This window comes from Streptomyces sp. CGMCC 4.7035 (genome assembly GCF_031583065.1).
GTDB classification, from domain to species: domain Bacteria; phylum Actinomycetota; class Actinomycetes; order Streptomycetales; family Streptomycetaceae; genus Streptomyces; species Streptomyces yaanensis.
This window is the reverse complement of the sequence record NZ_CP134053.1, coordinates 5,525,743-5,540,316: the sequence shown is the minus strand read 5'-3', so window position 1 is coordinate 5,540,316 and position 14,574 is coordinate 5,525,743. Positions and strand designations below refer to the sequence as shown.

Genomic DNA, 14,574 nt, shown 5'->3' with positions numbered 1-14,574 from the left:
TCTGCGGGCCCGTCGTGGCGGATCGCGCCGTTCCGCGCGCCCCTTCAGGGCGCTGCCACACCGCAGCCGACTTCGCAAGGGTGGCTCGGGCCGGCGTTTCAAGGCCCGGACCGGAGCCGCCCGCCCGGACCGGAGCCTCCCGCCCGGACCGGAGCCTCCCGGCTCGGGCCGGCGCTTCAAGGCTCGGACCGGAGCCTCCCGGCCCGGACCGGAGTCTCCCGGCCCGGACCGGAGTCTCCCGGCCCGGACCGGAGTCTCCCGGCCCGGACCGGAGCCTCGCGGCCTAGATCAGCGCCAGTTGGCCTTCGGGGCCCTCCTCATGGCCGTCGAGAACCGAAGCCGGCCGACGTGCGGACTCCGGCACCGGAAGCACGCCCGCCTTGTGCAGCTCACTGGCGGTGATCGGCTTCCGCGCCGTCAACTCCTCCCGCAGCGGGCGCAGTTCGGCGAGCAGCGTGAGCACGGTGATCAGCTCCAGCAACTCCGACGTCCACGTCTGCGGCCAGGTCGCCGGACGGATCACCGCCAGCGTGCCCGGATCGCCCTCGGCGGTACGGGCGGCGAACCACTGCTCCAGGACGCGGACTCCACCCACCTCGAAGTCCCAGGCCGCGGGAGGTACGGGCGAGATGCGGCCCTCGTCCAGGTGGAGGGTCTCCTCGTCATGGTCGTAGTGCAGCGTGAGCGGACGCGAGGGCAGCGGGGCGCGGACGTAGGGGCGACGGCCGCCGGGCAGCTTGGGTCGTTCGCCGTCGCGGCGCATCAGCCAGAGCATGCGCCGGCCCGACTCGACGCCGCGGGCCCAGAGGCCGGGGTCCTCGGTGAGGGGGACCGCGAGGCCGGGGCGCACCGTCGCGACGATCCAGGCCAGGACGTCCACCGGGGCGGGGGAGTGGCCGAGGCGGGAGCCCAGGTGCTCCAACAGGCCGGGGGCCAGGTTCGGTTCCTCACCGCCGGGGCGGCGGTACAGCGGGCGGATGCGGCCCGAGCGGAGTACCGGGGGCAGGGAGGTCGTAAGCAGCACGGGGCGGGGGGACTCGGGTGCGGCGGCCGTCTCCACGGCGAAGATCTGGTGCTCGTCCGCCACGCGCCACAACTCCGGCCGTGCCACGTCGATCAGCCGGTGGTCGGGGATCAGCCACTGCTCGTCGAACGGCGCGTGCAGCACGCGTACCGGCTCCGGGCAGGATCCCGAGGCGCGCAGCAGCCTCTCGGTGCCGCCGGTCCGCCCCGGCAGCTGCCCGACCGCCGAGTGCAGGGTGCGCGAGCGGGTCGGCTCGAACAGCGCCTCCCGGTCGGGCCCTTCCGCCTTCATGAGGGCGTCCCACCGTGCCCTCAGTGAGGCCGCGTCGGGCGCCGACGGCCAGGCGCGGCCCGGCCGCAGAGGTGCGACGGACCACGGCATGAGGTCCGCGAGCAGCGGAGCGTCGTCGTGCGTCACGCTGGGCATCGTACGACGGGGTCAGGTGGCTTCGAGGGTGACCGTGAAGGAGAAGCGGTCCCCGCGGTAGTGGATCACCGCCACGTCGAGCGGCCGCCCGGCGGTGTCGTACGTGATGCCCGTGTAGTGCAGGATCGGGCTGAGCAGCGGGACTTGGAGCAGCCGGGCCGTCTCCGGGTCGGCCAGCCGCGCCTCCACGGTGTCCGTGATGCGGCTGATGTCCACGCCGACCACGTCCCGCAGCACTTTGGTCATCGGCCATCGCGCCAGGTCCTCGCGGTCGATGCGCTCGGCCAGTTCGGGGCGGACGTAGTTACGGGCGTGGTTGGTCGGCTCGCCGGTCTTCTCGTCACAGCGCAGCCGGTGGTACGTCGCCACCTCGGTCAGCTCCGGGAAGTACTCAGCGAGTTCGGCCGGGACGGGGACCGTGCCGTGGCCCAGCAGTTCGGTCGTCATGCCGGACTGCTGGGCCACGATCGCGTCCACCGAGCCGAGCAGCCGCACGGGAGCGCCCCTCCTCGCGCTGGGCTCGATGAACGTGCCGCGCCTGCGGCGGCGCGTGATCAGCCCCTCGTCCTCCAGCTCCTTCAGCGCCTGCCGCATGGTCAGCACGCTCACCCCGTAGTGGCCCGCCAGCTGTTCCTCGGTGGGCAGACGCAGCGGGTCCTGGGGCGAGCGGCCGAGTATGGAGGCACGCAGCGACTGTGACACCTGGTACCAGAGCGGCAGCTTGCGGTTCAGGACGATGGAGTCGGGGGCGAAGGAGGTCACGGGCTATCCGTACCTGTTCGTCGGCGTCCAGTGCAACGAGTGAGCCGGAGGCGAACGAGCATCACAGCGGGCGGAAGTGGCGTTCGAGGCCTTGCCACACACCGTCGTACCCCTGTTGCAGATGCTCCGCGTGGGCCGCGTGCGGTGCCAGCGTCATCGGCCAGCGGGTCTCGAACATGAACGCCAGCCCGTCGTCGATCTTCTGGGGCGCGAGCTCGGCGGCGCTGGCCCGGTCGAACGTCTCCCGGTCCGGACCGTGCGCCGACATCATGTTGTGCAGCGAGCCGCCACCCGGTACGAAACCGCCCTCTCCGGCCGTCTTCGCGTCGTACGCGCCCTCGATGAGGCCCATGTACTCGCTCATCACGTTCCGGTGGAAGTACGGCGGCCGGAAGGTGTCCTCGCCCACCAGCCAGCGCGGCGCGAAGACGACGAAGTCGACGCCCGCCAGACCGGGAGTGTCGCTCGGGGAGGTCAGCACCGTGAAGATCGACGGGTCCGGATGGTCGTAGCTGATGGTGCCGATCACATTGAAGCGGCGCAGGTCGTAGATGTACGGCACATGGTTGCCGTGCCAGGCGACGACGTCGAGCGGCGAGTGGTCGTAGACGGCCGTCCAGAGGTTCCCGCAGAACTTGTTCACCACCTCGACCGGTCCCTCGACGTCCTCGTACGCGGCGACCGGCGCCCGGAAGTCCCGGGCGCTCGCGAGGCCGTTGGCGCCGATCGGGCCGAGGTCGGGAAGGTGGAAGGGGGCGCCGTAGTTCTCGCAGACGTACCCGCGGGCGGAGTCATCCAGAAGCTCCACACGGAAGCGCACCCCACGAGGGATCAGCGCCACATGGCCCGGCTCCACATGCAGCAGCCCGAACTCCGTGCGCAGCAGCAGTCCGCCGCGCTCCGGCACGATCAGCAGCTCGCCGTCCGCGTCGCTGAAGACGCGGTCCATCGAGGAAGTGGCGTGATACAGGTGCACGGCCATGCCGGTCCGCTGAGTGGCGTCGCCGTTGCCGCCGAGCGTCCACAGGCCGGCCAGGAAGTCCGTCCCCGCCGGCGGCTCGGGCAGCGGATTCCACCGCAGCCGGTTCGGGTCGGGCACCGTCTCCGTGAACGGGGCCGAACGGAGCGTCCCGTTGTTCGTACGCGTGAACGCGGGATGCGCCGCCGAGGGGCGGATGCGGTACAGCCATGAACGGCGGTTGTGTGCCCGGGGCTCCGTGAACGCCGTACCGCTCAGCTGCTCCGCGTACAGCCCGAGCGGCGCGCGCTGCGGGGAGTTGCGGCCCTCGGGCAGCGCGCCCGGCACCGCCTCGGAGCTGTGCTCGTTGCCGAACCCGGAGAGATAGGACAGCCCCTCCGCGATCTTCCTCGCGTCCCCGCTCATCACCGCTCCCTCGCCACTGATTCCTATGCATCACCGTAGGATTTGGAGATCGGGTGCGCAAGGGGGAGACGGAGGAGTGGATGGAGGCCGGCCGGGACCGTGGGAGGAGACAGGAACCAGCCTCCAGGAGGATCCGGCCGGCACCGCGGTGCAATACCCTCCCCGGCATGTCGTGGACGCGCGGACTGCTCGCCGCGCTCGCGGTGGGTGCCCTGCTCGGCGGCTCGGCGGGCTGCGGCTCAGGCGGCGCGCACGAGCGGAAGGGCGAGGTGGCGGCCTCGCCGGTGGGCAAGGTGCTGGACGGCACGGACGAGGAAGGGCGGCACTACCGTGAAGTCGACAAGAAGGGCGCGCCCCAGGTGGCGGTCGAGGTCCAGCCGGACTCCGGCGACAGCTGGGACGTGCGGCTGACCGTCCGTAACTTCCGCTTCTCGCCCGCCGGCGCGCGCCCGGTGGCCGTGGCCGGCCGTGGCGTCGTCCGGCTCTACCTGGACGGCCGCTCCCTGGCCCGGCTGCGCACCACGGACTACCACCTCCCCGGCACACTGGTCCCGCGCGGCACACACCACGTCACAGCCCGGCTCTATGCGGACGACCGGACGGTGTGGGCGGTGCACGGCAAGCCGGTCGAGAGCACGGTGGACATCACGGCGTCGGGGGCGGAGGCGACGGTGAGCCCGGGAGGCGCGGGGTGATTTCTGCGGGGTCGACCTCTGCCGCCCCCGAAGAGTCCCCGATGAGTCCCTGATGAGTGCAGGGTGCACCGATTCCCGTACAGGTGGGCGAGGTTCACCGGCTCCCGGCGGAAAGGCATTATGAAGTCCGTGCCCCAAGCGACATCGCTGCGCCGCGCGCCCATCCAACGCCGTAGCGCCGAACGACTGACCAGGATCCTCGACGCCTGCGCCGACCTCCTCGACGAGGTCGGCTACGACGCCCTGAGTACCCGGGCCGTGGCCCTGCGTGCGGGCGTGCCCATCGGCTCCGTGTACCGCTTCTTCGGTAACAAGCGGGCGATGGCCGACGCCCTCGCCGAACGCAACCTGGAGCGCTTCACCGAGCGCGTCACCCGCCGTCTGTCGGAGTCGCAGTCGGAGTCGGAGTCGGAGTCGGAGGGCGAGGGCGAGGGCGAGGGCGGCTGGCGCGCGGCCATGGACGTGGTGCTCGACGAGTACCTGGACATGAAGCGGACGGCGCCCGGCTTCTCCCTCGTCGACTTCGGCAACCAGATCCCCGTCGGCGCCCGCTACGCCGAACCCAACCATCGGGTCGCCGACCGCCTGACGGACCTGCTGTCGGCGTACCTCGAACGCGAACCGGACGAGGAACTGCGCCGCATGTTCCTGATCGCGGTGGAAACGGCCGACACCCTGGTCCACCTGGCCTTCCGGGTGGCCCCGGAGGGCGACGAGAAGATCATCGAGGAGATGCGGGAACTTCTGCGGGCGTATCTGGGCAGGGTGCTGGACTAGCCGGCGAGGCGCTGGTCCGACGGGCGGGGTGCTGGACTGGCCGGCGAGGCGCTGGTCCGACGGGCGGGGTGCTGGGCCGGTCGGCGGGGCGCTGGTCCGACGGGCGGGGTGCTGGACTGGCCGGCGAGGTGCTGGTCCGACGGGCGGGGTGCTGGACTGGCCGGCGAGGTGCTGGTCCGACGGGCGGGGTGCTGGACTGGCCGGCGAGGCGCTGGTCCGACGGGCAGGGTGCTGGGCCGGTCGGCGGGGTGGCAGGCCGGTCGGTGAGGCGCTGGGCCGGTCGGCGGGGTGCTGGGTCGGTCGGCGAAGTGGCGGGCCGGTCGGCGGGATGCTGGGCCGGTCGGTGAGGTGCCGGCTTCAAGGGGCTCCCCTCCATTCATACCGGTCGGTATGCTCGGCCCGTCCGCGCGTCACCGCTGCCGCCACCCCTCCGGGAGGACCCGTGTCCCGCACCGCACTGCGTATCTGCCCCCTCTGCGAGGCCACCTGCGGGCTCACCCTCACCGTGGACGGCACCCGAGTCACCGGCGCCCGAGGCGACCGGGACGACGTGTTCAGCAAGGGGTTCATCTGCCCGAAGGGCGCATCCTTCGGGGCCGCCGACTCCGACCCCGACCGGCTGCGCACGCCCCTCGTGCGCCGGGACGGGGAACTGCGCGAGGCCACCTGGGAGGAGGCGTTCGACGCCGTCGCGGCCGGGCTGCGGCCGGTCGTCGAGCGGTACGGGCCGCACGCCGTCGGCGTCGTCCTCGGCAACCCCAACGTGCACACCATGGCGGGCGCCCTCTACCCGCCCGTCCTGCTCGCAGGCCTGCGCACCCACAGCCTCTTCACGGCCTCCACGCTGGACCAGATGCCCAAGCACGTCTCCAGCGGACTGCTCTACGGGGACGCGAACGCCATCCCCGTGCCCGACCTCGACCGCACGGACCATCTGCTGCTGATCGGCGCCAACCCCCTCGAATCCAACGGGAGTCTGTGCACCGCCCCCGACTTCCCCGGCAAGCTCAAGGCCCTCAAGGCCCGCGGCGGCACCCTCACCGTGATCGACCCGCGCCTCACCCGCACCGCCCGGCTCGCTGACCGGCACGTCGCCATACGCCCCGGCGCCGACGCCCTGCTGCTGGCCGCGATGGCGCACGTCCTCTTCGAGGAGAAGCTCGTCGACCTGGGGGACCTCACGCCGCACGTGCAGGGGCTCGACGAACTGGCCGCCTCCGTCCGGGACTTCACGCCCGAAGCCGCCGCCGAGGCGTGCGATGTCGAGGCCGACACCATCCGCGCCCTCGCCCGCGAACTGGCCGCCGCGCCCACCGCCGCCGTCTACGGCCGCATCGGCAGCTGCACCGTGCCGCACGGCACCCTGGCCAGCTGGCTCGTCGACGTGCTCAACATCCTCACCGGCAACCTCGACCGGCCCGGCGGCGCCCTCTTCCCGCTGTCGGCCACCGACCGGCCGCCCCGGCCCGCCGGGCCCGGCCGCGGCTTCGCGCTCGGGCGCTGGCACTCGCGGGTGCGCCGGCACCCCGAGGCCAAGGGCGAGTTGCCGATCTCCGCGCTCGCCGAGGAGATCGACACCGCCACCGACGAGGGCAGCCCCATCCGCGCCGTCATCGCCGTCGCCGCCAACCCCGTGCTCTCCGCGCCGGACGGCGACCGCCTCGACAAGGCGCTCGGCACACTCGACTTCATGGTCAGCGTCGACCCGTACCTCAACGAGACCTCGCGCCACGCGCACGTCGTGCTGCCGCCGCCCCCGCCCTCCCAGGCGCCCCACTTCGACTTCGCCTTCAACACGCTCGCCGTGCGCAACCAGGTCCGCTACACCCGCGCCGCCGTCCCGCTGCAGCCCGGCCGCATGGCCGAGACCGAGATCCTGGCCCGGCTCGTCCTCGCCGCGACGGGCATGCACGGCGCCGACCCCGCGGCCGTCGACGATCTCGTCATCGACCAGACCCTCGGCAAGGCGGTCACCGACCCCCACTCGCCCGTCCACGGCCGCGACCCGCGCGAACTGGCCGACCGACTCACCGGCGAGAGCGGCCCGGAGCGCCGGCTGGACATGATGTTGCGCCTCGGCCCGTACGGCGACGGGTTCGGCGCCCGCCCCGACGGAATCGGCCTCCAGAAGCTGCTCGCCCATCCCCACGGGATCGACCTCGGCCCGCTGCGGCCCCGTCTGCCGCAGCCGCTGAAGACCGTGAGCGGCAAGGTCGAACTGCTGCCGGGTCCGATCGCGGACGACCTGCCGCGCCTGAGGCAGGCACTCGACGATCGCGCCGACGGGCTCGTGCTCGTCGGGCGGCGCCATCTGCGGTCCAACAACAGCTGGCTGCACAACGTGCCCGCCCTCACCGGCGGCTCCAACCGCTGCACCCTGCACATCCACCCCGAGGACGCCGAGCGGTTCGGACTCGTCGACGGCGCGCAGGTCAGGGTCAAGGGCGCCGGGGGAGCGGTGACCGCACCCGTCGAGGTCACCGAGGGCATCCGGCGCGGCGTCGTCAGCCTCCCGCACGGCTGGGGCCACGACCGGCCCGGCACCCGGATGAGCCACGCCGCCCTGGACCCCGGGGTCAACGTCAACCAGCTCCTCGACGGCAGCCTGCTCGACCCGCTGTCGGGCAACGCGGTACTCAACGGCGTCCCCGTGGAACTCGCCGCACTCGCCCCCGTCGACCGCACAATGCCGTGACCTGGAGTTTTGCGCTTATTGCTCTCATGTCAACGTCTTGTTAACGCCGTTTGACGCGACCTAACGTCATCGCACCCCCGGCCCTGCCGGGAGTTCAAGGGCGAACGTTAGGTAATCCATTCATGCTGACCATCCTCGGCTTCACCATGATCGCGACCTTCCTGGTCCTGATCATGGTGAAGAAGATGTCGCCGATCGCGGCGCTCGTGCTGATCCCCGCGCTGTTCTGCGTGTTCGTGGGCAAGGGCGCCAAGCTCGGCGACTACGTCATCGACGGCGTCACCGGCCTCGCCCCCACCGCGGCGATGCTGATGTTCGCGATCGTCTACTTCGGTGTGATGATCGACGTCGGTCTCTTCGACCCGATCGTCCGCGGCATCCTGCGGTTCTGCAAGGCCGACCCGCTGCGCATCGTCGTCGGTACGGCCGTGCTCGCCGCGATCGTCTCGCTCGACGGCGACGGCTCCACCACCTTCATGATCACCGTCTCGGCGATGTACCCGCTGTACAAGCGCCTGAAGATGAGTCTCGTCGTGATGACCGGTGTCGCCGCGATGGCCAACGGCGTCATGAACACCCTGCCCTGGGGCGGACCCACCGCCCGCGCCGCGACCGCGCTGAAGCTCGACGCCAGCGACATCTTCGTGCCGATGATCCCGGCGCTCGCCGTGGGCCTGCTGGGCGTGTTCGCCCTGGCGTACGTGCTCGGCCGCCGCGAGCGCAAGCGGCTCGGCGTGCTGACGCTGGACGAGGTGCTCGTGGAGGAGCAGGAGACGGTCCTGGTGGGCGCCGGCGGATCGGGCGGATCCGGCGACGGCAAGGCTCCCGTGCGGACCGGCGGGGCGGGCTCCGGCATCGAGGCCGAGGCTTCGCAGGATGAGCCCGAGGAGGGCCTCCAGGGCCTCGACCCGAACCGACCCACCCTGCGCCCCAAGCTCTACTGGTTCAACGCGCTGCTCACGGTCGCCCTGCTCACCGCCATGATCATGGAGTGGCTGCCGATCCCGGTCCTCTTCCTGCTCGGTGCCGCGCTCGCACTCACCGTCAACTTCCCGCACATCCCCGACCAGAAGGCCCGGCTCGCCGCCCACGCCGACAACGTCCTCAACGTCTCCGGCATGGTCTTCGCCGCCGCCGTCTTCACCGGCGTCCTGAAGGGCACCGGGATGGTCGACCACATGGCCCAGTGGCTGGTGGACAACATCCCCGACGGCATGGGCCCGCACATGGCCTTCGTCACGGGCGTCCTGAGCATCCCGCTCACGTACTTCATGTCGAACGACGGCTTCTACTTCGGCATCCTCCCCGTCCTCGCCGAGGCGGGCCAGGCGCACGGCGTCTCGACCCTGGAGATCGCGCGGGCCTCGCTGGTCGGCCAGCCGCTGCACATGTCCAGCCCGCTGGTGCCCGCCGTGTACGTCCTCGTCGGCATGGCCAAGGTCGAGTTCGGCGACCACACGCGGTTCGTGGTGAAGTGGGCCGCGCTCACCTCGCTCGTGGTACTCGGAGCGGGAATCCTGTTCGGCATCATCTGACGCGTAGAGGTCATCAGGCGGACGTGGAGAGGTCATCCGACCCTCCAGACGTCATCCGACCCTCCAGACGTCATGACCCTCCAGACGTCATCCGACTCTCCAAGGAGGACACGACCATGGGGCCCGGTGGGAACCGCGGCTGGCTGCTCCGCCTCGTCATCGCCTTCGGCTTCGCGCAGGGGGCGGTGTCGATGGCCCGGCCCGCCGTCTCCTACCGGGCCCTCGCGCTGGGCGCGGACGAACGCGCGGTCGGTGTGATCGCGGGTGTGTACGCGCTGCTCCCGTTGTTCGTCGCCGTACCCCTGGGCCGGCGCACGGACCACGGCCGGTGCACGCCCCTGCTGCTGGCCGGTGTGGTGCTGATATCCGGCGGCTGCGCGCTGAGCGGCGTCGCGGGTTCCCTCCCGGCGATGGCGGCGTGGAGCGGGGTGATGGGCCTCGGTCACCTGTGCTTCGTCATCGGAGCCCAGTCGATCGTCGCCCGCCGGTCCGAGCCCCATGAGCAGGACCGCAACTTCGGCCACTTCACCATCGGCGCCTCGCTCGGCCAGCTGGTCGGTCCGATCGCCGCGGGCGCCCTGGTCCACGGCCCCGACAGGGCGGCCACCAGCGCGCTCGCTCTCGTGGTGGCGGGCGCGGGCGCCGCGGTCGCGTTCACGTCGCTGTGGCGCATCGAACGCCGTACGAAGGCCGCGTCCCGTACGGCGCGGAGGGACCGCGTTCCTGTCCACCGCATCCTGCGCTCCCGGGGCGTGCCCGCCGGCATCTTCATCAGCCTCGCCGTGCTGTCGGCGACCGACATCCTCACCGCGTATCTGCCGGTCGTCGGCGACCAGCGCGGCATCACCCCGTCCGTTGTCGGTGTCCTGCTGAGCCTGCGCGCGGCGGCCACCATCGCCTGCCGACTCGTCCTGACCCCGCTGCTGCGGCTGCTCGGCCGGGCCGTGCTGCTCACCCTGACCTGTCTGACGGCGGCGGTGCTCTGTGCCGGGATCGCGCTGCCGGTGCCGGTCTGGGCGCTCGGCGTGATGCTCGCCGTGCTCGGGTTCTGTCTGGGCGTCGGACAGCCGCTGTCCATGACGACCGTCGTGCAGGCCGCGCCCGACGAGGCCCGCTCCACCGCCCTCGCCCTGCGGCTGACCGGCAACCGCCTCGGCCAGGTCGCGGCGCCCGCCGCCGCGGGCCTGGTGGCCGGGGTCGCGGGCGTGGCCGCGCCGTTCGTGATGCTCGGCGTGCTGCTGCTGCTCTCGTCCGGGATCGCGCTGCGCTCACCCGCGGGTCTTCAGCCCGTCCGGCGATTGAGAACGAGGCCGTCAAGGCCGAAAAGCGGGGGTACGGGGGCGGCAGCCCCCAGGGACGGGAAGGGCAGGGGCGGAGGGGGCGAGAAACCCGGAGTCCGGTTCCGCGCTTGACCGCGACCCGATCCGTGCCCGCACCACGGAGTCCTCTGGCGTCCCAAAACTAACGGCGCTAGTTTGGGCCCGCACGACGCTGCCCCGGCCCGGAGGATGACGATGAAAGCACATGACGGCATGTACATCGACGGCGCCTGGCGCCCCGCCGTCGGCCAGGACACCATCGAGGTCGTGAACCCGGTCGACGAGCAGGTCATCGGCCGCGTCCCGGCGGGCACCGCCGAGGACGTCGACGCCGCCGTACGCGCCGCTCGGGCCGCCCTCCCGGCGTGGGCCGCCACCGCACCGGTCGAGCGGGCCGCGCGGCTCACCGCCCTCCGCGACGCACTCGTCGCCCGCAAGGACGAGATCGCCGAGACCGTCACGGCCGAACTGGGCTCACCGCTGCCGTTCTCGCAGTCCGTCCACGTGGGACTGCCGATCGTGGTCGCGGGTTCGTACGCCGAACTGGCCGCCACCCACTCCTTCGAGGAGAAGGTCGGCAACTCCACCGTCCACCAGGAACCGGTCGGGGTCGTGGGCGCCATCACCCCCTGGAACTACCCCCTCCACCAGATCGTCGCCAAGGTCGCCCCGGCCCTGGCGGCGGGCTGCACGGTCGTGCTCAAGCCCGCCGAGGACACCCCGCTGACCGCCCAGCTGTTCGCCGAGGCCGTCCATGAGGCGGGCGTACCGGCCGGGGTGTTCAACCTCGTCACCGGCCGCGGCCCGGTCGCGGGCCAGGCACTCGCCGAGCACGAGGGCGTCGACCTGGTCTCCTTCACCGGCTCCACGGCGGTGGGCAGACAGATCGGCGCGACGGCGGGGGCGGCCGTCAAGAAGGTCGCCCTTGAACTGGGCGGCAAGTCCGCGAACGTCATCCTGCCGAGCGCGGACCTCGCCAGGGCGGTGAACGTCGGTGTCGCGAACGTGATGGCCAACTCCGGCCAGATGTGCAGCGCGTGGACGCGGATGCTCGTGCACCGGGACCAGTACGAGGAGGCGGTCGGACTGGCCGCCGAGGCCGTCGCGAAGTACGGCGACCGCATCGGTCCGGTGGTGAACGCCAAGCAGCAGGCGCGCGTGCGCGGTTATATCGACAAGGGCGTGTCGGAGGGCGCGCGACTGGTCGCGGGCGGCCCGGAGTCCCCCCGCGAGAAGGGCTACTTCGTCCAGCCCACCGTCTTCGCCGATGTCACCCCCGAGATGACGATCGCGCAGGAGGAGATCTTCGGTCCGGTCCTCTCGATCCTCCCCTACGAGGACGAGGAGGACGCGCTGCGGATCGCGAACGGCACGGTGTACGGGCTGGCCGGCGCCGTCTGGGCGGGCGACGACGAGGAGGCGGTCGCGTTCGCGCGGAGGCTGGAGACAGGGCAGGTCGACATCAACGGCGGGCGGTTCAACCCCCGTGCGCCGTTCGGGGGTTACAAGCAGTCCGGGGTGGGCCGCGAGCTGGGCGCGCACGGGCTCGCCGAGTACCTCCAGACCAAGTCCCTCCAGTTCCGGGAGCGCTGAACGAGATGGTCCGAGCCGCTGTTCTGCCCGCCGTCGGCGCCCCGCTGGAGGTCACCGACATCGAGCTTCCGGAACCGGGCCCCGGCCGGGTCCGGGTCCGGCTCGCCGCCGCCGGGGTCTGCCACTCCGATCTTTCCCTGTCCAACGGCACCATGCGGGTGCCGGTGCCCGCTGTCCTCGGCCACGAGGGCGCGGGCACGGTGGTGTCCGTGGGGGAGGGCGTCACCCATGTCGTGCCGGGTGACGGCGTCGTCCTCAACTGGGCGCCGTCCTGCGGCGCTTGCCATGCCTGCGCGCTGGGCGAGGTATGGCTGTGCGCGAACGCGCTGACCGGCGCCGCCGATGTCCACGCCCGCCGCGCGGACGACGGCACGGACCTGCATCCCGGCCTGAACGTGGCCGCGTTCGCGCAGGAGACTGTGGTGGCCGCGTCCTGCGTGCTGCCCGTCCCGGACGGTGTGCCCCTGACCGACGCGGCCCTGCTGGGCTGCGCCGTGCTCACCGGATACGGGGCCGTGCACCACGCGGCGCAGGTGCGGCCGGGGGAGACCGTCGCGGTGTTCGGCGTCGGCGGTGTGGGCCTCGCGACGCTCCAGTCGGCGCGCATCGCGGGCGCGGAGCGGATCATTGCGGTGGACGTGTCCCCCGAGAAGGAGGAACTGGCGCGGCGGGCCGGCGCGACGGACTTCGTACTCGCCTCCGACACCACGCCCCGTGAGATCCGCGGCCTGACGGACAAGCAGGGCGTCGACGTGGCGGTGGAGTGCGTGGGCCGCGGCGTCACCATCCGTGCGGCCTGGGACTCCACGCGCCGTGGCGGCCGTACGACGGTCGTCGGCATCGGCGGCAAGGACCAGCAGGTCACGTTCAACGCCCTGGAGATCTTCCACTGGGGCCGCACACTGTCGGGCTGCGTCTACGGCAACTCCGACCCGGCCGAGGACCTGCCGGTGCTGGCCGAGCACGTACGGGCCGGGCGCCTGGACCTGGGCGCGCTGGTGACGGAACGGATCGCGCTGGAAGGGATCCCGGCGGCCTTCGAGAACATGCTGGCGGGCCGGGGCGGCCGGGCGCTGGTGGTGTTCTAGGCCAGTTCCAGGACTCCGTCGCCGGTACCTGATCGGGTGTTGTGGCGAGCGGTTCCGGGGCCGAGGTCTTACGGGGCCGAGGTCTTACGGGGCCGGGACCGCGACACCGCCACCCCCGCCAGGCACAGCATGCCGCCGCCAAGGTGAGCAGCCCCGCACCTCGCCGAGCGCCGGCCAGGACATCAGGACGACCGGCGCGGGCACGGCGTACGTCGTCGCGCCCATGCGGCTCGCGGTCGTACGGGCCAGCGCGTACGCCCAGGTCGTGAAGGCCGGCGCCAGCGGAAAGACGCCCAGGTACACCATGTTGAGCGTCGCGGAGACCGGAGCCCGGGACGCCTCGTGGACCAGTTTCCCCGCGAACGGCAGACACAGGACGGCCCCGACGAGACACCCGAACGTCGTCACCAGAAGCGCGCACGCCGCGCCCAGCACCGGCTTCTGCGCGACGAACCCGGCCGCGTACGAGGCGAGAGGTGTGCCGACTCGCGATTTCGGACGTCGAGACGGCAACCGGGCGCGGGCGCGCCGGGATGACGGCCGGGGTCAGCGCAGCGTGTCCGCCTCGATTCCCAGCAGTTCGGACAGCGCGCGCTCACCCGCCGCCGTCACCTTCACGGCCCGTTCGGAGCCGATGCGCACGCACCAGCCCGCGTCCAGGGCGTGCCGGCACAGGGCCGCGCCCGCGACACCCGCGAGATGGGGGCGCCGCTCGGTCCAGTCGAGGCACGCGCGGGCCAGCGGGCGGCGGCCGCCCTTGCGGTCCAGCCCGATGCCGAGGGTGTCGAACCACTCGAGGCCCGCGTCCGTGAGCGCGAATCCGGTGTCCTGCCGCAGCAGCCCCCGTACGGTCAGCGCGTCGGTGACGGCGATGCCGAGCCGCCCGGCGAGGTGGTCGTAGCAGGTGCGGCCGCGGGCCATCGCGGAACCGGCGCTCGCCTCCCGCAGCGTGCGCGTAGGCCCGGCGGTGGCGCCCGGCGCGATCTGCGCGGCCAGGTCCTCGACCAGCTGGGCGACCCGCGCGTCGGCCAGCCGTACGTACCGGTGCCGCCCTTGCCGCTCCTCGGCCAGCAGCCCACCAGCGACGAGCTTGCCCAGATGCTCGCTCAGCGTCGACGCCGCGACACCCGCGTGCCGCGCCAGCTCACCGGCGGTCCACGCCCGTCCGTCCAGCAGCGCCAGCAGGCAGGCGGCCCGCGTCTCGTCGGCGATCAGCCCGGCGAGACGGGCCAGCCCGGCCGCTCCGGCATCCCTCCGCCTCGTCATGCGTCCAGCA

11 protein-coding genes and 1 pseudogene are annotated in these 14,574 nt (G+C 72.4%); 7 read left to right on the top strand and 5 right to left on the bottom strand.

All coding sequences use genetic code 11. The features are described from left to right. Window positions 1–283: 283 nt before the first annotated feature. The 3 genes from Q2K21_RS24190 to hmgA form a co-directional block, all read right to left on the bottom strand. Entirely contained in the window at window positions 284–1,450 is a 1,167-nt protein-coding gene (locus tag Q2K21_RS24190; RefSeq protein ID WP_310774953.1) for a type ISP restriction/modification enzyme, read from the bottom strand. A 12-nt stretch (window positions 1,451–1,462) separates the two neighbouring features. After that, window positions 1,463–2,212, bottom strand: a complete 750-nt coding sequence (locus Q2K21_RS24185) for a GntR family transcriptional regulator (protein ID WP_310774951.1) — start codon at window positions 2,210–2,212, stop codon at window positions 1,463–1,465. A gap of 61 nt (window positions 2,213–2,273) precedes the next feature. Then, window positions 2,274–3,596 carry a homogentisate 1,2-dioxygenase gene (gene hmgA, locus Q2K21_RS24180; protein WP_310774949.1) on the bottom strand — a complete coding sequence of 441 codons (1,323 nt, stop codon included), beginning with the start codon at window positions 3,594–3,596 and terminating at the stop codon, window positions 2,274–2,276. A 167-nt stretch (window positions 3,597–3,763) separates the two neighbouring features. Between hmgA and Q2K21_RS24175 the strand changes: the two genes are divergently transcribed. The 7 genes from Q2K21_RS24175 to Q2K21_RS24145 all read left to right on the top strand — a co-directional run bounded on the left by Q2K21_RS24175 (window position 3,764) and on the right by Q2K21_RS24145 (window position 13,298). Next, window positions 3,764–4,291, top strand: coding sequence for a hypothetical protein (locus Q2K21_RS24175; protein WP_310774947.1), 528 nt, complete (start codon window positions 3,764–3,766; stop codon window positions 4,289–4,291). A 120-nt stretch (window positions 4,292–4,411) separates the two neighbouring features. Continuing rightward, the gene (locus Q2K21_RS24170; protein WP_310774946.1) at window positions 4,412–5,068 is read left to right on the top strand and encodes a TetR/AcrR family transcriptional regulator; all 657 of its coding nucleotides are present in this window, start codon (window positions 4,412–4,414) and stop codon (window positions 5,066–5,068) included. A 442-nt stretch (window positions 5,069–5,510) separates the two neighbouring features. Next, a complete protein-coding gene (locus Q2K21_RS24165; RefSeq protein ID WP_310774944.1) occupies window positions 5,511–7,763 on the top strand; it encodes a molybdopterin oxidoreductase family protein in 2,253 nt (750 codons plus the stop codon). A 122-nt stretch (window positions 7,764–7,885) separates the two neighbouring features. Further along, window positions 7,886–9,298, top strand: coding sequence for a CitMHS family transporter (locus tag Q2K21_RS24160; RefSeq protein WP_310774942.1), 1,413 nt, complete (start codon window positions 7,886–7,888; stop codon window positions 9,296–9,298). 116 nt (window positions 9,299–9,414) lie between these two features. After that, a complete protein-coding gene (locus Q2K21_RS24155; RefSeq protein ID WP_310774940.1) occupies window positions 9,415–10,710 on the top strand; it encodes an MFS transporter in 1,296 nt (431 codons plus the stop codon). A 102-nt stretch (window positions 10,711–10,812) separates the two neighbouring features. Next, the gene (locus Q2K21_RS24150) at window positions 10,813–12,210 is read left to right on the top strand and encodes an aldehyde dehydrogenase family protein (RefSeq protein WP_310774939.1); all 1,398 of its coding nucleotides are present in this window, start codon (window positions 10,813–10,815) and stop codon (window positions 12,208–12,210) included. A 5-nt stretch (window positions 12,211–12,215) separates the two neighbouring features. Continuing rightward, window positions 12,216–13,298, top strand: coding sequence for a Zn-dependent alcohol dehydrogenase (locus tag Q2K21_RS24145; protein WP_310774937.1), 1,083 nt, complete (start codon window positions 12,216–12,218; stop codon window positions 13,296–13,298). Window positions 13,299–13,366: 68 nt separating this feature from the next. Here Q2K21_RS24145 and Q2K21_RS24140 read toward each other — a convergent pair. Both Q2K21_RS24140 and Q2K21_RS24135 read right to left on the bottom strand, forming a co-directional pair. Then, window positions 13,367–13,766: pseudogene (locus tag Q2K21_RS24140) on the bottom strand (EamA family transporter); the annotation flags it as partial. 78 nt (window positions 13,767–13,844) lie between these two features. After that, complete coding sequence (locus tag Q2K21_RS24135; protein ID WP_310774935.1) at window positions 13,845–14,564, bottom strand: ArsR/SmtB family transcription factor; 720 nt, start codon at window positions 14,562–14,564, stop codon at window positions 13,845–13,847. Window positions 14,565–14,574: the final 10 nt, after the last annotated feature.